Source organism: Pseudomonas paralactis, from assembly GCF_001439735.1.
Classification (GTDB): Bacteria; Pseudomonadota; Gammaproteobacteria; order Pseudomonadales; family Pseudomonadaceae; genus Aquipseudomonas; species Aquipseudomonas paralactis.
Genome location: NZ_JYLN01000005.1, coordinates 123,079 through 143,400, shown reverse-complemented (window position 1 = coordinate 143,400; position 20,322 = coordinate 123,079). Strand labels below are relative to the sequence as shown.

Below are 20,322 nucleotides of genomic sequence, written 5' to 3'. Positions count from 1 at the left end.
CGACGGTGGATGGTTTCATCTTGTACGCATTGGAATGCACAAACCACTGAACTCAATGAAAATCCCGGCTGCGCACCACGATTCCATCCAACAGCGGCGTCAAATCGGTCAGGCGCCCTGCGATCAAATGCCGCACCTCGCCCACCGCTTCCCAGCGTCCATCCACCTTGAGCAGGCGCGAGCCCACCAGCGCCTGGCGCTGGCGCTCGGCCAGGTCGCGCCAGACCACCACATTGAGGTTGCCGAATTCATCTTCGAGGGTGACAAAGGTCACACCACTGGCCGTACCGGGGCGCTGCCGACCGGTTACCAAACCGACGATGCTCACATTGCGCCCATGCTCCACCGCCAGCAACTCTTGGGAACTGCGGCAGCGGCGCTTGCGCAACTCGGTGCGCAGCAAGGCCAGGGGATGCGGCCCAAGGGTGGTGCCCAGCGTGGCGTAATCGGCTTGCAGGTCCTCGCCTACGCTGGGCGCGGGCAATTGCACTACGGTTTCATCCGGACTTGGCTGGCCGGCAAACAAGCCGAGTTGCTTGTGCACACCGGCCATGTCCCAGCGGGCCTGGTGCCGGTTGCCGGCCAGGGCGCGCAAGGCTCCGGCATCCGCCAGCAGCGCCTGGGCCCGGGCATCCAGGCCAGCGCGTGCGTCCAGGTCGGCGATGTCGCTGAACGGTTGCCGTTGGCGTGCGGCTTCGATGCGCCGCCCATCGTCCTCGCGAAACCCCGAGATCATACGCAAGCCCATCCGAATCGCCGGTTGCCGACCATCGATAGGCTCCAGGCTGCAATCCCAGTCACTGGCTTGCACATCCACCGGGCGGATCTGCAAACGATGGCGCCGGGCGTCCTGCAGGATCTGGTCCGGGCTGTAGAAACCCATGGGCCAGCTGTTGATCAGCGCACAGGCGAAAGCCGCCGGCTCATGGCACTTGAGCCAGCAACTGGCGTAGGTCAGCAGGGCAAAACTGGCCGCGTGGGATTCGGGGAAGCCATAGCTGCCAAAGCCTTTGATCTGCTCGAAAATCTGCGCGGCAAAAGCTTCGGTGTAGCCGTTCTTGAGCATACCGTCGCGCAGACGTTTCTGGTGCGGCTCCAGACCGCCGTGACGTTTCCAGGCGGCCATGGAGCGGCGCAACTGGTCGGCCTCACCAGGGCTGTAGTCGGCGGCGACCATGGCGATCTGCATCACTTGTTCCTGGAACAAAGGGACACCCAGGGTGCGTTTGAGCACGGCCTCCAATTGGGGTGAAGGATAGGTTTCTGCTTCCTCTTTGTTCCTGCGGCGCAAATACGGATGCACCATGCCGCCCTGAATCGGCCCAGGGCGCACGATGGCGACTTCGATCACCAGGTCATAGAAGGTTTGCGGCTTGAGCCTGGGCAACATCGACATCTGTGCCCGCGATTCGATCTGGAACACGCCGATGGTGTCGGCCTTACTGATCATGGCGTAGGTCGCCGGATCTTCCTTGGGAATGTTCGCCAGGCTCAAATCCAGGTTGCGATGCCGACGCAGCAAATCGAAACAGCGGCGGATGGCACTGAGCATACCGAGGGCGAGGATATCCACTTTGAGCAGGCCGACGGCGTCCAGGTCATCCTTGTCCCACTGGATGATGGTGCGCTCAGCCATGGCCGCGTTCTCCACCGGCACCAGGGTGTCCAGCGGGTATTCGCTAATCACGAAACCGCCAGGGTGCTGGGACAGGTGCCGGGGGAAACCGATCAATTGCCCGGTGAGCGTCAACACGCGGCGCAGCAGTGGGCTGTCCGGGTCGAAGCCGCTTTCACGCAGGCGTTCAAGAGGTGGCGCGTCATCGCTCCAGCGCCCGCAGCAGTCGGCCAGCGCATTGATCTGGTCCGGCGGCAGCCCGAGGGCCTTGGCCACATCGCGCACCGCGCCGGCGGCATGGTAGCTGCTGACCACCGCCGTCAACGCTGCACGGTGGCGGCCGTAACGCTGGAATACGTATTGCAGCACTTCTTCGCGGCGTTCGTGCTCAAAGTCCACGTCGATATCCGGCGGTTCATTGCGCTCTTTGGAGAGGAAGCGCTCGAACAGCATGTCGGTCAGGCTTGGGTCGATTTCGGTAATTCCCAAGGCAAAACACACCGCCGAATTGGCCGCCGAGCCACGGCCCTGGCACAGGATCGAACGGCTGCGGGCGAAGCGCACAATGTCGTGAACCGTGAGGAAATAACTTTCGTAGCCCAACTCGCTGATCAGTCCCAGTTCCTTGTCGATCTGCTGCAAGGTCCTGGCATCGGCGCCCTTGGGCCAGCGCCGGGCAATGCCTTCTTCGGTGACCGCACGCAACCAGGAGGCGGCGTCATGGCCTGTCGGCACCAGTTCGCGTGGGTAGTGATAGCGCAACTGGCTCAGGCCGAAGGTGCAACGCCGTGCAATCGCCAGGGTTTCGTCAAGCAGCGCTTGCGGGTACAGCGCGGCCAGGGCATCGAGGCTGCGCAAATGCCGCTCGCCATTGGGATGCAACAGCGTACCGGCGTCGGCCACGGCGACGTGATGACGGATGGCGGTCATGGTGTCTTGCAGGGCGCGGCGGCCGCGAGCGTGCATGTGCACATCCCCGCAAGCCACCGCCGGAATCTGCAACTGGGCGGCCAGGTTCAGGCGTTGTCCCAGGTGGTGTTCGTCGTCCTGGCCGCAATGCAATTGCACCGCCAACCACAGGCGCCCGGCGAAGGTGCGGCGCAGCCATTGGATCGAGGCCTGGGTGTCGTGGTCCTGCGCCACCCACAGCGCCAGCAGGCCGGGCAGTGGTTGCTCGAAGTCTTCCTGCAGCAGACGGTAACGGCCTTTTTCGGCACGGCGCCGGGCCAGAGTGATCAGCCTGCACAGGTGCTGGTAGCCGCTGAGGTCTTGCACCAGCAGCACCAGTTTGGGGCCGTTTTCGATGCACACTTCACTGCCGATAATCAGCGGCAAGCCCACCGCTTTCGCCGCTTGCCAGGCCCGTACAATGCCCGACAAGGTGCATTCATCGGTGATTGCCAGGGCGCTGTAACCCTGGTGTTTGGCCCGCTGGAACAGCTCCAGTGCACTGGAGGCACCACGCTGGAAACTGAAGTTGGACAGGCAATGCAGTTCGGCGTAGCTCATGCGCTATTCGCCGCTGTAGGAGCGAGCTTGCTCGCGAAAAACTTGAAGGCGCCGCGTTCATTCAGGATGCCGGCGTCATCGTTGACGACCTTCGCGAGCAAGCTCGCTCCTACAGAGCTCATGCAAACCAGCCTTGCAGCCACAGCCCATCGCTGCACCCCACATTGCGGTAGGCCCAGCCTTGCTGGCCGGCGCGGGTCTGGATCAGGTAATAGTCGCGGCGGATATCGGCGCCATCCCACCAGCCGGATTCGATGCGCTCCGGGCCCATCAATATATGCACGCCCTGCTCGGCCACCAGCGTCGGTTCGGGCAGCAGCCAGCCGGGGCGCCGCACCTTGTTCAAGCTCGGGCATGGGCGGCTGTCGGTCGCGGCTTGCCAGGCGCATTCGGGGCGATGGTCGGCGTGAAAGCGCAGGCCCTGCACCGCCTCATCCCCCAGGCGCGCGCGCAGACGTTCGCGCAACTGTTCCCACGGCAGGGTTTGCTGCGGGCGGTCGTCGAACAGGTCCTGGCGCTGAGGCACGAACACCGGCAAGTCCTCGGCCACCAGGCGCAAACCACGTACCGGCGAGGTGACCTGGACCTGCTCCAGGCGCCCACGGGCCAGCTCGAACAACATCAAGGGCTCGCGCTCGGCACTGAGCAGGCCCACCTTGATCACGCTGTCGGGCGCCTGGGCATGTTCCAGGTGCAGGTCAAAGCGCTGCACGCCGCTGTCACGGCCGCACAGGAAGGCCGACAAATCGCCGGTCAAGCGTCGTAATGGAAACAGCAAGGCCTGGTGGGATTGCACATCGAAGTTCAACTCGATGCGCGCCTCGAACTGGTCCGGCGGCTGATAGAACGCCAATGCCAGGGGCCGTTGCCCGCTCAGGGCGTCGAGGTGCTTGAGCAGGCTGGCCTCAAAGCGCCGCGCCAGGGTATGCCGCGGCAATGCCTGCACCTGGGCCAGGGTGCGCAGGCCCATGCGCGACAAGGCGGTGGCGGCCTGTGGCTCAAGACCGGCGCGGTCGACAGGCAGTGGCGCCAGGGCCTGCATCAAGACGTTGTCATCGGCCACGGCCAGGCCATCGTAAAGATTTGCCAACACCCGCGCCGCCGCCGGGTTGGGTGCAGCGACGATGCGGTGACGAAAGCCAAGCTCGGTCAACTCCTTGCGCAAGCGCGCCTCGAACTGCGACCAGGGCCCGAACAGGCCCAGGCTCGACTCGATCTCGAACAACAAGGCACGTGGGTAATACAGGCTGACCTGGGAACTGAAGCGGTAAGCCCAGGCGGCAAGAAACTGCTGCAAGCGCTCGATTTCCAGAGGGTCGTATTCCACACAGGCAAAGCCTTTGGCCACGGCATGGGCGGCCGTCAACGATTGACCAGGGCGCAAGCCCAGGGCACGGGCGGCGGTGTTGACGGTTTGCAGCACACGTCGCTGCGGCGTACCGGCCAGCAGCGCAAGAGGCTGATCGGGTTCGGGGTGCACACGCTGCGCCCCGTCCAGCGCCAATTGCGGGAAGACGATACAGACCCAACGCATGGCAACCTCAATGCCCCGCCAGGGCAATCGGTGCCGGATGGGCCAACCCACCCCGGCACTTGAGCACGCGCACTTGCGCAGGCTTTGCCTCGACCGCCAGGCGCAAGGCCGCGGGCGAGGCATTGACCGCCTCACTCAAGGAGCGCCAGGCGAACGCCAGGGTCTGTCCGGTTTCCGCCGCCACCTGCAAACGCCGCAAGGCCCGATCATCAGCCTTGCGCGGCCAGCACAACACCGCACCGCAACTGCCCGAGCGCAGGCATTGTTCCACCGCCCACAGCGCATCGCGCTCCTGGGCCTGGATAATGGAAAGCTGGCGGATATCCACTCCGGCGTTCTGCCAGGCATGGGGATACGGCGTATAGGGCGGCGCCACCAGCACAATGCGCTCACCCTGGGCCGACAAGCGCGCCAGGGTGGGCAGCACCAGTTGCAATTCGCCCACCCCATCCCGGGCCATGAGGATTTCACTCAAGGCCGCTTCCGGCCAGCCGCCACTGGGCAGCACCGCATCCAGCGCCGCCAGCCCCGTTGGGTGCACGCTGGCCGGTGGCGCAGCGGGACGGCCCTTCCAGACTCGCCCGCCATTGAACAGCGAGTCCAGCGCAACCACGGCGCCCATCAGCCTTGCCTCACCAGGCCGCAGAACACCCCTTCGATGGCCAGGTCCTGATCAGGGCCGACCACAATGGGTTGATACGCCGGGTTGCGCGGCAATAAACGCACGCGCTCGCCGTTGCGCTCGAAGCGCTTGATGGTGACCTCACCGTCCAGGCGCGCCACCACAATCTGCCCGTTCAAAGCTTCGGCACTGCGGCGCACACCCACCAGGTCGCCGTCGAGAATGCCGTCTTCGATCATCGAATCACCCTGTACGCGCAGCAGGTAATCGGGGGTTTTGGCGAAAGTGGCCGGGTCCAGTTGCAAGCGGCTGTGCACGTCGGCATCGGCACCAATGGGCCGGCCGGCCGCCACCCGCCCAAGTACCGGGACATCCAGCCACTCCGGACGCGCAGGTTGATTGAGCAAACGAATGCCACGAGCCTGATTGGGGTTGACCTCGATGAAGCCGGCTTCAGTCAACGCCACCACATGCTTGCGGGCGACGCTGCGCGAAGCAAAGCCGAACGCCTCGGCGATCTCGGCGAGGCTGGGGGGCTGGCCTTGCTGCGCGATGCGCTCGCGGATGAAGGTCAGGATGGCGGTACGGCGAGGAGTAAGATTAGTCATGGAGTACATTTGTACTCCTGTGGGAAATTTCTGACAATAACCGTCAGTCGGCGGTCAACCTCCACGCCATCAAGGCATACCTATCAACACAACTGTGTAGTTAGCCAACCGTAACCACGATGCGAAGCGAGCCGCTCTTGCTCTAGCTCTTGCTCTAGCTCTTGCTCTGCTTTTGATCTTAGGCGCCCCGTCAAACCACGCTGGCCGGAATTCGACAGGGATTTGGGGGGTAAACCGGCAGGGATGCCGGTTTAGCCGCCCCGCGCCATGGATGGCGCGTGGCGGCGGCCCCCCAAATCACTGTCGAATTCCGGGCACACCGAGCCTGAGCGAGGTGCCGAGTGGTGGGGCAAGAGCGCTTTGGTTACTTTCGCGCTTTTCGAAAGTGACCCGCCGTAAGGGCGGAACCCATATCAGCCGTTACCCAAATAACGGATATGCACTCGATCAAAGTCCAGCATCCTGGCCGGCCCTAAGGCCGCCATCGGGGGCAAGCCCCCTCCCACATTTGGACCCCAGCACATCAGATATAGATTCGGCGACTTACACGCCGTCACGGGAGCAAGCTGGCCCCCGCAACTGAGCTCAGCGCTGCGTCGGAATACGAATATCACCACTACGGCATTGGCTTTTCACGCTGCGCGGGCACCCGGTGAATGCCAGCTCCTTGGTCAAGCACACGCGCACCTCCGACAGCACCTTGCCCTTGCAGATCACCGCCAAGCCGTGATTGCCCATGCGCGGGTTACTCTCGCGAAACAAGTCCTCAATCTCACGCGCCTGTAGCGACGCGGGCGTATTGAATGGCTGCAGTTGTGGCGGAATGACCACCGCGCCGAGGGCCGTGTCGGTCTTGTCCAGATACTCCAGCGGTTCGAGCCCGCTGCAGGTCCCATGCTTGGCCCATTCGTGCTTGAGCAGCGCACGGGTTGGAAACAGCGCCGCGCCCTTGTCCATTTCCTCGGCATTCAAGCGTGAGTGTGGCGCACAGGAGGCCGGCCACCCTCCCCGCGCGTATTGCGGCCACAAGCCGTGCAACACAAACCCATAGCCCTTGCCCGTGCACTGTTCATTGCCTGGGTGCGTCAGGCAGAAGGTCGGAGACCACGACAACGACAGCACATAAAAGTCAAACTCCCCCGGTAGCCCTTGGTCACGCGGCGCCGCCGTTGCAACTGTGGCGATCAGGAGCCACAACACCATCCAGTATTTCATCCCGTATTCCTTTAAAAATGAAGTCTCACGCTATCGCGGCAGCTAGGGATGGTTGGAGTAACGTTGCAGCACCTTGTCCAGGATGATATCGGTCTTCAACGCCTCGATCGCCAGCGACGGATGTTCGGCGTCCCCGCGAATATGCGCATTCATGCCCAATACGTGGTGCCACTGGATATGCGCATGGCACGGCACTTCCAACACCTCGCTGGTTTCGCTTTCCAGGCGCAATGGTTGATCCTCGAACACTGAAAATTGAATGCGGCCATGGCTGCCGATCAGTTCGACACGGTCTTCGCGGCGGTCCGCCACGAAATTCCAGCAGCCCATGCCCAAGGCACCATTGGCGAAGGTCCAGCAGGCCGTTACAGCATCCTCCGCCGCGTAGCGCCCGGCCTGGCGCGCAGAAAAGCCTGAGACCTCGACAATATCCCCGGCCAGGTACTGGAACAGGTCAAACCCGTGGCTGGCCAGGTCGGCGAAATATCCGCCACCGGCAATGGCCGGGTCGGTGCGCCAATTGGCGGCGTTGCTATCAGCTGCAGCGGCAGGCTTGCACAGGGTCCAGGTCAGGTGCCGCAACTCGCCGATGCGCCCCTCCTGCAACCAATTGCGCACTTGCTGGAAGCGCGGCAACGAGCGCCGATAATAAGAAACAAACAGGTGCAACCCCGCGCGCTCAAAGGTGCGTTGCATCAATGTGCTCTGCTCGGCATTCAGCGACATGGGCTTTTCGACGCAGCAATGTTTGCCCGCCGCAGCCACCATCAGGCTGTATTCAAGATGACTGTCGGGCGGTGTGGCGATGTAGACCGCATCCACCTCCGGGTCATTGATCAGTGCCTGGGCATCGGTATAAAAACGTGCAATGCCATGCCGCGCTGCATAATCGCGCACCGCCTCGCTACGCCGCCCCATCACGGCCACCAATGCTGAACCTGGCGCTTTGTAGAAAGCGGGTCCACTCTTTAACTCAGTGACACTGCCACAGCCGATCATGCCCCAGCGTATGGTCTTCATCGAATGCCCTCGTTCGTCTTCGTCAATCGGGCAGTATCCACATACAGGTCCCGGCACGCCATAACCACTTAGCATGACATTTGCATTACACTTTTGTGACATTCATCCGGCGCGGGGGCACATACGATGAAAATTAGAGCAACCGTCATTTGCGAACATGAAGGGCATATTCTCTTCGTGCGCAAGGCCAGATCAAAGTGGGCATTGCCGGGCGGCAAGGTAGAACGCGACGAACGCCCGGTGGGCGCCGCCGAGCGTGAGCTGGAAGAAGAAACCGGATTAAACGTCGACGGTTTGCTGTACTTGCAAGAACTGAAGGCCCGCGACACCCTGCACCATGTGTTCGAAGCCTCGGTGGTAAACATCGACGAAGCACGGCCATGCAACGAGATCGTTGCGTGCCAATGGCATGCCTACAGCGCCCTGGACGAGCTGGATACCACTGACGCCACCCGTCACATCGTCAAATCATTTCTGCGTCGCCTCTGACGCCGTGCTCAACCCCTAGCCCACTGCCGCAAACCCACGGCGCCCGGCCTTGATCTCGGCGCGCAACTCTCCAATCAGGTTTGAGATGGAACGGATGCTGTCCAGACCTTCAGGGGACACGCACGTCAACAAAAGATCGACACGACCGGACTGCGGCTCATAAATGCTGATGCGCAGCGAGCCATCGCTGTTCAAGGTGCAGTCGCAGCAAAGCGGTTGGAACCCCGAGGCCATGATGCGGTTGAATTCGACGATCGAGATCATGGCAAGCGCCCTTGTGCGGGCCTACCTGGTGGTTGTGATGCAAAACAGCGTAGATGAGGTTTCGCGGCAGGCGAGGCAATTAATGCAAAAGTGTTAGCCATGCCTCATTTCGCCCGGCAGCGAACGCGTGCCGAGTGGCAGGCCGTATCACTAACATGGTTACCCGTACTTAATTCAAGGCAAAAAAAATCCCAAGTAGCTGATGGAAACTTGGGATTTAAAAATGCATAAACCGTGGGAGGTGAACGCCCGGCTATAGTAGCGAGTGTAAAAACCTGTAACAAGATTATTTTAATCCTTTCGTCGGATTAAAAGCGTCGTAAGTCATTCAATAACCACATGTTTTTTAAGGTAACGAACGCACCGAGTGCCACTTTTTGGTGCAAGTAACGGTTATACCTTCACTATAAGTCCATCTATAAAAAAGGGTTATTCAGCCAGTCGCGGCACACTTTCAATCACTCTTGGCTCAACTGCTTGCACCTCTGTTGAAGTTCAGCGCGTCTGGCAGCGCTCACCTCCACGACGGTCTCCATGTGCCGACAAAGCGCCAGGCGCTCAGCGGCCTCTTCACGCTGACGGTCCACCTGAGCGTTGAGTTGAATGAAATAGCCCCCCAGTAGCGCTGCGAGGCACAGCACTCCCACGGCTAAATACAGCAAGCCGTTGGACGATGGCGGTTGCGGGGCATTCATGACCTACGGCGCCCTGTTTTTTTCATAGCGAACGTCATCGCCATCGACCTGACCGACGTTGGACCAACCCAGGCGTTGATAGAAGCCGTTGGCACGGATTTCATCACGCCCGTCAGTGACCAGATACAGCCGGTCATGGCGTTCAAACAATGCGGCCTCAGCCACTGCCATCAGTTGGCGTCCCAGGCCCAGGTTCTCGTGCGTGGGCAACACGAACATCGCGAACACTTCACCTTCATCCAGATCAACCATGGAAAATCCGGCTGCCTGGCCGTCAACTTCGGCGATCCAGGCGCAAGGCGCTTGGCGTAATGCGTCGACCAGTACCGGCGGCGTAATCCCCCGTTCGGCCATTTGCTCAAGGCTCAGATGGTTTTGCACCACCGAGGTGCGAATAGCGCACAGCGTATCGACATCATCGGCTGTCGCCGCTCGAATAAGCACTTGCATACAAGCCTCCATGAAGAAGTGCGCAATTGTATGCAAATACTCACACAGGGTTTGTGGGGGATTTGTAAGCGCCGTTAAACGGCTTCAGCTTATTTACGTGCGACTTTGTAGCGCAGGCAATCCTGGTAAAAACTTTTGCGAATCGCCTCGGGCTTGAGTCTTGAGCGGCTGTCATAGGTTTGCTCGGTGATACCCATGGCCATCATGCGCATCCAGGATTTATTGAACTTGATGGTCTGGATCTTCTGCCGAGCGGCATACAGCGACACCCCGGACAGTTTGAGTTCCTGGGCTCTGGCAGCCGTGCCCGCGCCCCAACTGCACATGTACTTGTCGCCCTCGCGCAACTCCCGAGCCTGTACGGTGGTCGCGCCACCCGCCAGGGAGCAGGCAATCAGCATCATTCCAACAGTGCGCATTTGCATCCCCACCTAACCACCTGAAAATAAAAGTGATTTTGGCGAGGATCTTGTTACAAAGGGGCCATTAAATTGCCTTCTTGCGCACTATTTTGGCAGCGGTGCGCAATGTGGCGAGGGGACTTTGCGAAAGTGACTGAAACCGGCCGCCTGCGCCATCTGGCGGGCACGTTTCTCGCCCATGAACGCTCCCAGCCCTTCCCCGCCATGGGACAGCGAACAGGTCATGCAATAGAGGGTACTCTGGGGGTACATGACGCGGCCGAACAGGTTCATGTTCTCGTGCAGCTCTTCAGACAGGTTGAGTTCTACCATCAGGTAGGTGCCGTCCTCATCAATCGCAATTAAGCGTCACGGCCGATGCCGGCTACTCCAATGGCGAACAGTTTCAAGCCTGTGAAAATGTCGGCATCATGGCCTTCGTACCGCCTAATCGCTCGGTCAACAATCAAGGTGACGGGGCCCCTAAGATAAAGATCAAAAGCAGATCACGAGCAAGAGCGGCTCGCTTTGCATCGTGGTTACGGTTGGCAGTGGCTATAAAAGTTGTGTAGATACCTATGCCCCGATGAGGGCGTGTCAGTCAGCATAAGTTTGACTGATTCATCTCCATCGGGGGCAAGCCCCCTCCCACATTTGCACTGCATCATCCTCCCTTGCATACGTGCCCCACCTGCTCACAAACCTGCCATCCACCCCCCAGCGCCTTGTAAATTCCCACCACCGCCAAGCGCTGCCCGGTACGCGCCGCCGTCAACGCACGGCGGCTGTTGAAGTCCGCACGTTCGGCCTCAAGCACATCCAGATACACGCCCTCGCCTTCGGCGAAGCGCGTGCGTGCAAACCTGGCCGCTTCGCGATTGGCCGCTGCTTCCAGCAGGCGCAGGTTTAGCGTATTGCCCGCAGCGCTGTTGGCCTGAAACGCATCATCGGTCTCTTGCAGGGCACGCAAGACGGTCTGGTCGTAGGCGATGAGTGCCGCCTGGGTGCGCGCCTCGCTGGCGGCTATTCGTGCGCGCACGCGTCCGGTATCCAGCAGCGACCAGCGAATTACCGGGGCGATAAAGTTCGACTGCATACCGGCATCCCCCAGGGAACCGAGGCTTCCGGCCAACAGCCCGATGGAGCCCTGTACCTGGATATCCGGATACAAACCGGCAGTTTCCACGCCTATTTGTGCAGTCTCGGCCGCCAGCGTGCGTTCGGCCGCCGCGATATCGGCGCGCCGAGCCAACAAGCCAGCCGGGTCGCCCACTTGCAGGGTACGCAGGTTCAAGGTATCACGGCCGGGTTTGGCCGACGGCGGCTTGAACCCTTGCGGCGCCTGCCCCAGCAGCACGGCCAGTGCGTTGGTAGAGGTTGCGCGTCGCCGTTCAAGGTCGGGCGCTACCGCCTCGACATTGCGCAGCAAGGCCTCGGCGCGTAGCCGGTCGAACTCGGTGGCGGCACCGACGCTGACCAGATGCTCCACCAGGCCCAGACTGTCACGCTGGCTCTGGCTGATATCCGCGACCACCGCCTGTTCAGTTTCGATCCCTTGCAGTTCGAACCAGGTGGCCGCGACGGTGGCCGCGACGCTCGCCTGCACGCTGCGCAGCAAGGCCTGGCGCGACCCCGCCTGCGCCTGCGCTACTTCTACCGAACGGCGCACGCGGCCAAACAGGTCGATTTCCCAGGCCGCATCCAGCGCCGCACGGGTGGTTTCGATTGAGCGTTCCTCACCGAACGGTGTCTCGACTTCACTGCGCCGCCTGTGCTCATAACCGAGGGCGGCACCGCCACTGGGCAGGAACCCTTGACGGCTCTCACGCAGCATTGCCTTGGCTTCGTCCAGACGTGCGGCGGCAATGCCAATGTCGTGGTTGGCCTCCAGCGCCTGCTGGATCAATTGGCTGAGGGCCGGTTCGTCGAACACCTGCCACCACTGCATTTCGACCTCGCCGCTGCCCAAACCTGCAACGGGCGCCCCGAAGCTTGCCGGCCTATGCGCGGCGGGCGGTGCCGGCGCGGAATAGTCAGGCCCTACCGCAGCGCAGCCTGCCAGCAGCAACGGCAACATAAAGAGTGGAAAAGACCGTTTCATGATGCGCGCTCCTCCAGTTGCAACTTCGGACTCGAACCCTGACGCTGCAAGCGCAGCGCCAGGCTGCGCATCACCACATAGAACACCGGCGTGAGGAACAGGCCAAACAGCGTCACCCCCAACATCCCGGCAAATACCGCAACCCCCATCGCATGGCGCATCTCGGCCCCGGCGCCACTGGCCAATACCAACGGCACCACGCCGGCTATGAACGCCAGCGACGTCATCAGGATCGGCCGCAAGCGCAGTTGGCACGCATGGATAACCGCCTCCAACGGGCTGGCGCCCTCGCCTTCGAGGCTGCGGGCAAACTCGACGATCAAAATGGCGTTCTTCGCCGCCAGCCCGACCAGCACCACCAGCCCGATTTGCACGAACACGTTGTTGTCACCGTCCACCAGCCACACGCCGACGATCGCGCTGAGCAGACACATGGGCACAATCATCAAGACCGCCAAAGGCAACAACCAGCTGTTGTATTGCGCGGCGAGGATCAGGTAAGCCAACAACACACACAGAGGGAAAATAAACAGCGCCGAGGACCCCGCGAGCTTCTGCTGGTAGGTCAAGTCCGTCCATTCATAGGTCACGCCTTCGGGCAGTACCTCCTGCGCCAGGCGCTCCATCAGCGCGACGGCTTGCCCCGAGCTGACCCCAGGCATAGCCCCGCCGGAGATGTCCGCCGAAGGGTAGCCGTTGTAGTGGATCACCCGGTCCGGGCCGGAACCCGGTGTGACGGTGACAAACGCCGACAACGGCAGCATGTCCCCGGCCGCATTGCGCACTTGCAGACGGCCGATGGCTTCGGCCTGCATACGGTGGTCGGCATCGGCCTGGGCGGTGACCTTGTAGGTGCGGCCAAAACGGTTGAAGTCGTTGACGTACAGCGACCCGAGATAGACCTGCAAGGACTCGAACACATCCGCCAGGCGCACGCCCTGGCTCTTGACCTGGGTGCGGTCGATGTCCACGTTCAACTGCGGGGCGTTGACGTCCAGGCTGGTCATCAACCCGGCGACCTGCCCCGATTCAGTGGCTTTGGTCATCAATACCTGGGTCTGCTGCACCAATGCCTCAAGCCCAACCCCGCCACGGTCCTCGACCTGCAATTTAAAACCACCGGTCACCCCAAGGCCGGGCACCGGCGGCGGCGGGAATACGCCGAGGAAACCGTCAGGGATGCTCGCGAACTTGGCTTGCAGGCGCCCGGCGATGGCAACCGCGGTCATATCGGATGAGGTTCGCTCTTTGAATGGATCGAGCATGACGAACATCACTGCCGCGTTCGGCACATTGACGAAGCCGTTGACCGACAACCCCGGGAACGCCACCACGCTTTCAACCCCCGGCTCATCCAGGGCGATTTTGGACATCTGCCGCACCACCGCATCGGTACGATCCAGCGAGGCCGAATTGGGCAACTGGGCGATCCCCACCAGGTAGTACTTGTCTTGCATGGGCACAAAGCCCGCCGGTACAGCATTGAAGCCGAACCAGGTCAGCGCCAGTAACCCGCCATAGGCGACAAGCGCCACCCCGCGTCGGCCGACGACCTTGCGCACCGAGTTGCCATACGCTTGCGGTGCACGCTGGAACGGCCGGCTCAGCACGTGTACCCAATGCGCGGCGCGACCGCGCAGGCTGCGCGGGTCGTGCGCCACGGCGGCGGTGCGCGGGCGCAGCAACAGGCCGGCAAGCGCTGGGCTGAGGGTCAACGAGTTGACCGCTGAAAGGATGGTGGAAATCGCGATGGTCAACGCAAATTGCCGATAGAACTCCCCCTGCAGGCCGCTGAGAAATGCCGTGGGAATAAACACCGCCGCAAGGACCGACGTAATGGCGATGATCGGGCCGGTGACCTCGCCCATTGCCTTGCGCGCGGCCTGTGTGGGCTCTTCGCCGTTCTCGATATGCCGCTCAACGTTCTCGACCACCACGATGGCATCGTCGACCACAATGCCGATCGATAACACCAGCCCGAACAACGACAAGGTATTGAGGGAAAACCCCATCAAATGCATGACTGCAAAGGTACCAATGATCGACACCGGCACGGCCATTAATGGGATCAGCGATGCGCGCCAGTTACGCAGGAACACCACCACCACGATGACCACCAGCAGGATCGCTTCCATCAGCGTGATGGCGACCGATTCCAGCGAAGCGCGCACAAACACGGTCGGGTCATAGGCTATCCGCGAGACCAACCCTTCGGGGAAGTTGGCCTGCAAACGCTGCATGGTGTCGCGCACCGCCTGCGCCACATCGAGCGCATTGGCCCCCGGGCTCTGGATGATTTGCAAAGCCACGGCCGGCTCGCCATCCAACAGGCTGCGCAGCGCGTAGGCATCGGCGCCCATTTCGATACGGGCGACATCGCGCAGGCGCGTAACCTGGCCGTTATCGCCGGTGCGGATGATGATGTCGCCAAACTGCGCTTCGTCCGTCAGCCGCCCAAGGGTGTTGACCGTAACCTGGAACGCCGCACTGGAATCAGGCGACTGGCCGACCGAGCCGGCGGCCACTTGCACGTTCTGCTCGCGTACGGCGCCGATCACATCACCGGCGGTCAAGCCACGGGCAGCGATCAGGTCCGGGTCGAGCCACAGCCTCATGCTGTATTCACCTGCACCCCACACCAGCACGTCGTTGATCCCCGGAATGCGCGACAGCTCATCACGCACCTGCAGGTAGGCGTAGTTGGAAATGTACAGCGGGTCATAACGTTGGTCGGGAGACAGCAGGTGGACCACCATGAGGATGTCCGGCGAGGTCTTCTGCGTGACCACACCGAGACGCTGCACCTCTTCAGGCAAGCGCGGTAACGCGCGCGAAACACGGTTTTGCACCTGGATCTGTGCCATGTCGGCATTCGTGCCCTGGGCGAAGGTCGCCGTCAGGATCATGCGGCCATCGGTGGCCGACTGCGAGGTCATGTAGAGCATGCCCTCAACGCCGGTAATCACCTGTTCCAGCGGCGCCGCCACAGTCTCGGCAATCACTTGCGGGTTGGCCCCCGGATAAGACGCGGTGACTTGCACAGTGGGCGGCGTGACCGCGGGGTATTCGCTCAGCGGCAGATGGAAGAAGGCGACAATGCCGCCGATCATCATCAACACCGACAGGACGATGGCGAAGATGGGCCGATCAATAAAGAAGCGTGGAAAGCTCATTGCACGCCTCCCACGGTCAGCGGGGCCTCAAGCGGCTTGCCCTCGATACTGGCGGCCAATGGCGTGACCGTCATACCGGGGCGTACCAGCCCTTTGACGACAATGCGCTCGCCCGGTTGCAGGCCCTGTTCGATCACCCGCAGGCCGTCAGCCATCGGGCCTAGTTCGACCGGGCGGTATTGGGTCTTGTCATCTTCACCGACCACCAGCACATAACGGCGGCCCTGGTCGGTACCAATGGAATGGTCGGCAATCAACACTCGCGTTTGCGCCGCGCCGGTGTCCAGTTTGACCTTGGCGAACAGCCCGGGGGTCAGGCGCCCGTCCGGGTTGTCGACCACCGCACGCACGCGCACGGTGCCGGTCTTGCGATCGGCCGCGTTGGCCAGAAAGTCCACCCGCCCGGCCCGCGCATAGGTTGTATCGTTGAGCATCGCCACCATCACCTTGGCGGCTTTGTCCCCCTTCGATCCGGCGTGTTCCCGCGTCGCAGCCAACGAGTGCAGATAGGTGCGCTCGTCGACATCGAAGTAAACATGCAAGGGGTCGACCGAAACGATCGTCGTCAACGGCGTCTCCCCGCGGGTGACATAGTTGCCTTCAGTGACGAGTGCGCGATCGATACGGCCACTGATCGGCGCGGTGACGCGGGTGTAGCTCAGGTCCAACTGCGCCGTATCCAGCGCCGCTTTCGCGGCCTCAACCTGGGCCCGGCCGGCATTCAAGGAGGCAATGGCGGTGTCGAGGCGATCACGCGCCACCACCTTCTTGGCGAACAGCTGCTCGGCTCGCCCATGCTCGGCCTGGGCCAGCAACGCATTGGCCTCGGCCTCACGCAAGCGCGCCCTGGCAGCATTCAACGCAGCCTGAAACACCCGCGGGTCGATCACAAACAACGGGCTGCCCCTGGTGACGAACTGGCCCTCGGGTACGCTGACACTTTGCAGATAACCGCTGACACGCGGGCGCAGTTCAACCTGCTCAATGGCGGTCAACGAGCCGGTGTACTCGACAAACGGCGTCACCGCCCGCGCTACCACCTCGGCCACCGGCACACTCGGCGGTTTGCCGGCCGCGGCCGGCGGCGCATTGTCTGTGCATCCGCCCAGCGTCAACACCACGGCCATTGCCCCGGTGATCAGGCTTATTGGTTTGGCGTACATCGTTCACCCTCCTTGGAATTTTCAAGACAAATCGACACTGGAGGTTTTTATCGGGCTTGCCACATTGGGAAGGTCAAGCGCTATAAAACCGGGAGGTGTATTTTTGTCTGGAGGGTGTTTGGAGGGAGACAGCAGACCTGGAGACTGACTGATCGGGAGATCACACTGGATTAAAAATGTAGGAGCGAGCTTGCTCGCGAAAAACTCACAAGCGCCGCGTTTATTCAGGAAGCGCGCGCAATCGTTGACATTTTCGCGAGCAAGCTCGCTCCTACCGACGACTTACCGCCCTAAACTGAGACGATCAGGTCCAAGCCACCACCAACAGCCCGGCACCCAACACCAGGCACAGCGGCGAGTAGAGGTAGGTATCCAGGCGCGCAAACCGGGAACTGCCGACCTTCTTGAAAAACCCTACCAGCTCCGAATCGCCAATCGCCCGGGCAAACATCAGCACCGCAATCGCACTGATGCCCCACTGCAACGCCCCATGGGAAACCGGCGAAAAATACAGCCCGGCACGCAGGCAGACCAACAACGCAATAGCCACCAACCCCATCGCCACCAGAAAGGTGCCCAGGGCCGACGGTTTGAACGCCGGTCGCGGCCCGTCGGCAAACTCCCCTGGTAATTGCGGGATGACCGCCAGGCTGCCAAATTTGCCACCGGCTGCCCAGTACAAATGCACCATACTGATGAAGGTAAATACGCCGACGATCCATCGCGCTATGACGAAGCTCATGGCCGGTACTCCCCAAAAATGTGCGAATGAGGATAGTCGCCCTGAGATTTTTTGCAGGCATTTCGTCGGCCGCTGATGGTAAAGTGCCGCCCCATGAAACTCGCCCGTGCCGACCGCTCGCTCATTGCCTGGATGCTCTACTGCTGCGTCCTGTTCAATGTGTTCGCCTGCAGCATTGGCCATGGGCAGATGGTGGGGATGCAGCTCAACGGCATCAGCGGCCAGTTCTGTACGGTGGACCCGCGCACCCAGGCGCCGCTGCCCGCCAACTCTACCGATGAGAACCTGCCAACCCTGTCCAAGGCGTTTGGTTGCCCGCTGTGTTCTACCGGCGGCATGGGGCCTGCGCTCAACTCCCATTTGAATGTGGCGGTACTGCCCCAACCCCATGCGCCGCCTGCTGCGGTGGTGCTTGCCGCTGATATTCCTGCCCGCTTCACCTGGCCCACGGCTAACCCGCGCGCGCCACCTGCTTTCGCCTGATCCCTGCGCTTTCCGATCTGCATTGCCCCCCGTTTGCGTGAGGACGTACGGGCAGCGGTGCGTTGTTTTCAAGCCAAGTTTTCAGGATTCAACCATGAAACATTTACCCCTGTTGGCGGGCCTGTTCGGCTGCCTGCCTGTTTGCGCCTGCGCCCTTGAGCTGGCTTTGACCACCATTGACGGTGATCAAAGCGTCGAGCCCGGCCTGGCCCTTGATCAATCCAGCGGCATGGCCTCGCGCCTGGGTCTGAGCGTGCGGGAAACCCCGGCGTCGGTGGCGATCGCCAACCGTAACGATATCGAGCGCCATGGCGCCAAGACCTTCCGCGATGCGGCCAATACCCTTCCCGGCGTCAACGCCAGCGCGCCGCCCGGGTTCGGTGGTTTTGTCTCGTATCGAGGGTTTACCAGCAGCCAGATCACCCAGATGTTCAACGGCATCAATGTCGCCACGGGCCTGGCGCGGCCGGTGGATGCCTGGATCTACGACCGCGTGGAACTGGTCGGCGGCCCCTCCTCCCTGATCAACGGCGCCGGCTCCGTGGGTGGCTCGCTCAATTACGTGACCAAGCTGGCGACCCGTGAAGAACTGGCCGCAGAAGGCCAACTGACCTACGGCAGCTACGACACCGCCGGCATGGCCTTGGGCCTTAATCACGCACTGACCGAACCCGGCGCCGACGTGCAGCATTACGCGCGGCTGGATGTAAGCCGCAACACCAACCACAGCCACATCGAGCGTGTTCAACGGGATGCCTGGAGCGTGGCGTTTTCCCTGCTCAGCGACCTCACCCCCAACCTGTCCCACACCCTGGCCCTGGAGTATCAGGACGAGCATGAAGACAGCCCGTATTGGGGCACGCCGGTGCTCAACCCCAAGGCCGGCGAACTGAAGATCGACAGGCACAACCGCTCCAACAACTACAACGTTGCCGACGGGCGTTATGAACAGCGCACGATCTGGGCGCGCTCGATCATCGACTATCGGATCAACGACAGCACCACGCTGAAAAACACCCTTTATCATCTCGACAGCCAGCGCGACTACCGCAACCTGGAGACCTACCAGTACAACGCCGACAACAGCGCCGTTAACCGCTCCACGGCCTATCAGGTGCGGCATCAGGGCGAACAGAATGGCAACCAGTTCGAACTGCGCCATGACACCAGCGTGTTCGGGCTCTCTACCACCTGGTCCGGCGGTTTTGAGTACAAGGTCAACAGCACCACCAACAGCCCCTTGAACGTATCGGGCCAAAGTACCGTTGACCCGAACAACTACAACCCGGGGCATTTCTATGACATACCCGGCACCCGACCGGGCTTTGTGAAGGACAAGACCAACCAGGTCACTACCAAGGCGCTGTTCATGGAGAACCGCCTGGGGCTCACGGACAAGCTGTCACTGCTGACCGGCCTGCGCTATGACGCGATCGACCTGGACGTGACCAACCACCGCACAATCACCGCCACCAACCCTCGGCACTTCAAGCGCAGCTGGGAACCAGTGACCGGCCGTGTGGGCCTGACCTATCAGTTCATCCCCGCAGCCAACGTCTATGTGCAATACAGCACCGCCGTGGAACAGCCCAATACCACCACCCAGATGTTTGACGTGTCCACCGGCAAGCAGTGGGAGATCGGCAGCAAGTTCGATTACCTGGACGGTCGCGGCTCGGCAACGGTCGCCGTCTACAAGATCGAACGCGAAGACTTTGCCGTCACCGACCCGCAGGACCCGACCAACAGCATCCCGGTGGGCGCGCAGTCGTCCAAAGGTATCGAACTGGCCAGCTCACTGCGCATCACGCCAAGGCTCCTGGCCGAAGGCAACTTTGCCTGGGTGGATGCCGAGTACGATGAATTCAATGAGAAAGTTGCCAGCGGCTCCGTGGTATCGCGCAAAGGCAATACGCCGACCAACGTGCCCAAGCGCGTGGGCAACCTGTGGTTGACCTACGACTTCTCAGAGCATTGGCAAGGGGGGGTGGATGCGCGCTATGTCGACCAGGTGTATGCCGATTATGCCAACACCCAGACAGTGCCGGCTTACACGCTGTTCGGTAGTTTCCTGCGCTACAAGCTCGATGCTCGCACCTCTGTGACCGGGCGGGTGCGTAACTTGACCAATGAGGTGTATGCCGAGTTTGCGCATGTATCGCCAGCTTACTATCTGGGGTCACCGCGGACCTTCGAGATAGCGGTACAAACGCGATTCTAAATCTGGAATGCAAAAAA

17 protein-coding genes and 1 pseudogene are annotated in these 20,322 nt (G+C 61.6%); 3 read left to right on the top strand and 15 right to left on the bottom strand.

Annotated elements, in window-relative coordinates; all coding sequences use genetic code 11:
- Positions 1-52: 52 nt before the first annotated feature.
- The 6 genes from TX23_RS14820 to TX23_RS14795 all read right to left on the bottom strand — a co-directional run bounded on the left by TX23_RS14820 (position 53) and on the right by TX23_RS14795 (position 8,123).
- Positions 53-3,124 (bottom strand): error-prone DNA polymerase, encoded by a 3,072-nt coding sequence (locus tag TX23_RS14820; RefSeq protein WP_057702810.1) that lies wholly within the window; start codon positions 3,122-3,124, stop codon positions 53-55.
- Between the two features lie 118 nt (positions 3,125-3,242).
- Positions 3,243-4,658, bottom strand: a complete 1,416-nt coding sequence (locus tag TX23_RS14815; RefSeq protein WP_057702808.1) for a Y-family DNA polymerase — start codon at positions 4,656-4,658, stop codon at positions 3,243-3,245.
- Positions 4,659-4,665: 7 nt separating this feature from the next.
- On the bottom strand, positions 4,666-5,280 hold the full coding sequence (gene imuA, locus TX23_RS14810) for a translesion DNA synthesis-associated protein ImuA (RefSeq protein ID WP_057702806.1): 615 nt from the start codon (positions 5,278-5,280) through the stop codon (positions 4,666-4,668).
- Positions 5,280-5,897 carry a transcriptional repressor LexA gene (gene lexA, locus TX23_RS14805; RefSeq protein ID WP_057702804.1) on the bottom strand — a complete coding sequence of 206 codons (618 nt, stop codon included), beginning with the start codon at positions 5,895-5,897 and terminating at the stop codon, positions 5,280-5,282. Before lexA ends, imuA begins: the two co-directional genes overlap by 1 nt.
- Before the next feature lie 576 nt (positions 5,898-6,473).
- Entirely contained in the window at positions 6,474-7,103 is a 630-nt protein-coding gene (locus TX23_RS14800; protein ID WP_057702803.1) for a ribonuclease T2 family protein, read from the bottom strand.
- Positions 7,104-7,145: 42 nt separating this feature from the next.
- On the bottom strand, positions 7,146-8,123 hold the full coding sequence (locus TX23_RS14795; protein WP_057702801.1) for a Gfo/Idh/MocA family protein: 978 nt from the start codon (positions 8,121-8,123) through the stop codon (positions 7,146-7,148).
- Positions 8,124-8,249: 126 nt separating this feature from the next.
- On the opposite strand from TX23_RS14795, the gene TX23_RS14790 reads away from it, so the two are divergent.
- On the top strand, positions 8,250-8,612 hold the full coding sequence (locus tag TX23_RS14790; protein WP_057702800.1) for an NUDIX hydrolase: 363 nt from the start codon (positions 8,250-8,252) through the stop codon (positions 8,610-8,612).
- Positions 8,613-8,627: 15 nt separating this feature from the next.
- Here the strand turns inward: TX23_RS14790 and TX23_RS14785 are convergent, their stop codons facing one another.
- The 9 genes and pseudogenes from TX23_RS14785 to TX23_RS14745 form a co-directional block, all read right to left on the bottom strand.
- The gene (locus tag TX23_RS14785; RefSeq protein WP_057702797.1) at positions 8,628-8,876 is read right to left on the bottom strand and encodes a DUF1652 domain-containing protein; all 249 of its coding nucleotides are present in this window, start codon (positions 8,874-8,876) and stop codon (positions 8,628-8,630) included.
- Positions 8,877-9,334: 458 nt separating this feature from the next.
- Positions 9,335-9,571, bottom strand: coding sequence for a hypothetical protein (locus TX23_RS14780; RefSeq protein ID WP_057702796.1), 237 nt, complete (start codon positions 9,569-9,571; stop codon positions 9,335-9,337).
- A 3-nt stretch (positions 9,572-9,574) separates the two neighbouring features.
- A complete protein-coding gene (locus TX23_RS14775) occupies positions 9,575-10,021 on the bottom strand; it encodes a GNAT family N-acetyltransferase (RefSeq protein WP_057702794.1) in 447 nt (148 codons plus the stop codon).
- Positions 10,022-10,110: 89 nt separating this feature from the next.
- A complete protein-coding gene (locus tag TX23_RS14770; protein WP_057703077.1) occupies positions 10,111-10,440 on the bottom strand; it encodes a hypothetical protein in 330 nt (109 codons plus the stop codon).
- An 87-nt stretch (positions 10,441-10,527) separates the two neighbouring features.
- Positions 10,528-10,773: pseudogene (locus TX23_RS14765) on the bottom strand (class I SAM-dependent methyltransferase); the annotation flags it as partial.
- A gap of 313 nt (positions 10,774-11,086) precedes the next feature.
- Positions 11,087-12,523 (bottom strand): efflux transporter outer membrane subunit, encoded by a 1,437-nt coding sequence (locus TX23_RS14760; RefSeq protein WP_057702791.1) that lies wholly within the window; start codon positions 12,521-12,523, stop codon positions 11,087-11,089.
- Positions 12,520-15,696: an efflux RND transporter permease subunit gene (locus TX23_RS14755; RefSeq protein WP_057702790.1), complete on the bottom strand. Its 3,177-nt coding sequence runs from the start codon at positions 15,694-15,696 to the stop codon at positions 12,520-12,522. The genes TX23_RS14760 and TX23_RS14755 overlap by 4 nt, the downstream gene beginning before the upstream one ends.
- Positions 15,693-16,859 (bottom strand): efflux RND transporter periplasmic adaptor subunit, encoded by a 1,167-nt coding sequence (locus TX23_RS14750; RefSeq protein WP_057702788.1) that lies wholly within the window; start codon positions 16,857-16,859, stop codon positions 15,693-15,695. Before TX23_RS14750 ends, TX23_RS14755 begins: the two co-directional genes overlap by 4 nt.
- 304 nt (positions 16,860-17,163) lie before the next feature.
- Positions 17,164-17,601, bottom strand: coding sequence for a DUF3995 domain-containing protein (locus TX23_RS14745; RefSeq protein WP_057702787.1), 438 nt, complete (start codon positions 17,599-17,601; stop codon positions 17,164-17,166).
- A 93-nt stretch (positions 17,602-17,694) separates the two neighbouring features.
- Here TX23_RS14745 and TX23_RS14740 point away from each other — a divergent pair, with 93 nt between their 5' ends.
- Positions 17,695-18,084, top strand: coding sequence for a DUF2946 domain-containing protein (locus TX23_RS14740; protein ID WP_057702785.1), 390 nt, complete (start codon positions 17,695-17,697; stop codon positions 18,082-18,084).
- Between the two features lie 94 nt (positions 18,085-18,178).
- Complete coding sequence (locus tag TX23_RS14735; protein ID WP_057702784.1) at positions 18,179-20,305, top strand: TonB-dependent receptor; 2,127 nt, start codon at positions 18,179-18,181, stop codon at positions 20,303-20,305.
- The last annotated feature ends 17 nt before the right edge of the window (positions 20,306-20,322 follow it).

What these genes read in the sequence shown, in the direction of transcription:
- TX23_RS14820 (WP_057702810.1), bottom strand. Translation starts at nt 3,124, where the DNA reads ATGAGCTACGCCGAACTGCATTGCCTGTCCAACTTCAGTTTCCAGCGT.
- TX23_RS14815 (WP_057702808.1), bottom strand. Translation starts at nt 4,658, where the DNA reads ATGCGTTGGGTCTGTATCGTCTTCCCGCAATTGGCGCTGGACGGGGCG.
- imuA (WP_057702806.1), bottom strand. Translation starts at nt 5,280, where the DNA reads ATGGGCGCCGTGGTTGCGCTGGACTCGCTGTTCAATGGCGGGCGAGTC.
- lexA (WP_057702804.1), bottom strand. Translation starts at nt 5,897, where the DNA reads ATGTACTCCATGACTAATCTTACTCCTCGCCGTACCGCCATCCTGACC.
- TX23_RS14800 (WP_057702803.1), bottom strand. Translation starts at nt 7,103, where the DNA reads ATGAAATACTGGATGGTGTTGTGGCTCCTGATCGCCACAGTTGCAACG.
- TX23_RS14795 (WP_057702801.1), bottom strand. Translation starts at nt 8,123, where the DNA reads ATGAAGACCATACGCTGGGGCATGATCGGCTGTGGCAGTGTCACTGAG.
- TX23_RS14790 (WP_057702800.1), top strand. Translation starts at nt 8,250, where the DNA reads ATGAAAATTAGAGCAACCGTCATTTGCGAACATGAAGGGCATATTCTC.
- TX23_RS14785 (WP_057702797.1), bottom strand. Translation starts at nt 8,876, where the DNA reads ATGATCTCGATCGTCGAATTCAACCGCATCATGGCCTCGGGGTTCCAA.
- TX23_RS14780 (WP_057702796.1), bottom strand. Translation starts at nt 9,571, where the DNA reads ATGAATGCCCCGCAACCGCCATCGTCCAACGGCTTGCTGTATTTAGCC.
- TX23_RS14775 (WP_057702794.1), bottom strand. Translation starts at nt 10,021, where the DNA reads ATGCAAGTGCTTATTCGAGCGGCGACAGCCGATGATGTCGATACGCTG.
- TX23_RS14770 (WP_057703077.1), bottom strand. Translation starts at nt 10,440, where the DNA reads ATGCGCACTGTTGGAATGATGCTGATTGCCTGCTCCCTGGCGGGTGGC.
- TX23_RS14760 (WP_057702791.1), bottom strand. Translation starts at nt 12,523, where the DNA reads ATGAAACGGTCTTTTCCACTCTTTATGTTGCCGTTGCTGCTGGCAGGC.
- TX23_RS14755 (WP_057702790.1), bottom strand. Translation starts at nt 15,696, where the DNA reads ATGAGCTTTCCACGCTTCTTTATTGATCGGCCCATCTTCGCCATCGTC.
- TX23_RS14750 (WP_057702788.1), bottom strand. Translation starts at nt 16,859, where the DNA reads ATGTACGCCAAACCAATAAGCCTGATCACCGGGGCAATGGCCGTGGTG.
- TX23_RS14745 (WP_057702787.1), bottom strand. Translation starts at nt 17,601, where the DNA reads ATGAGCTTCGTCATAGCGCGATGGATCGTCGGCGTATTTACCTTCATC.
- TX23_RS14740 (WP_057702785.1), top strand. Translation starts at nt 17,695, where the DNA reads ATGAAACTCGCCCGTGCCGACCGCTCGCTCATTGCCTGGATGCTCTAC.
- TX23_RS14735 (WP_057702784.1), top strand. Translation starts at nt 18,179, where the DNA reads ATGAAACATTTACCCCTGTTGGCGGGCCTGTTCGGCTGCCTGCCTGTT.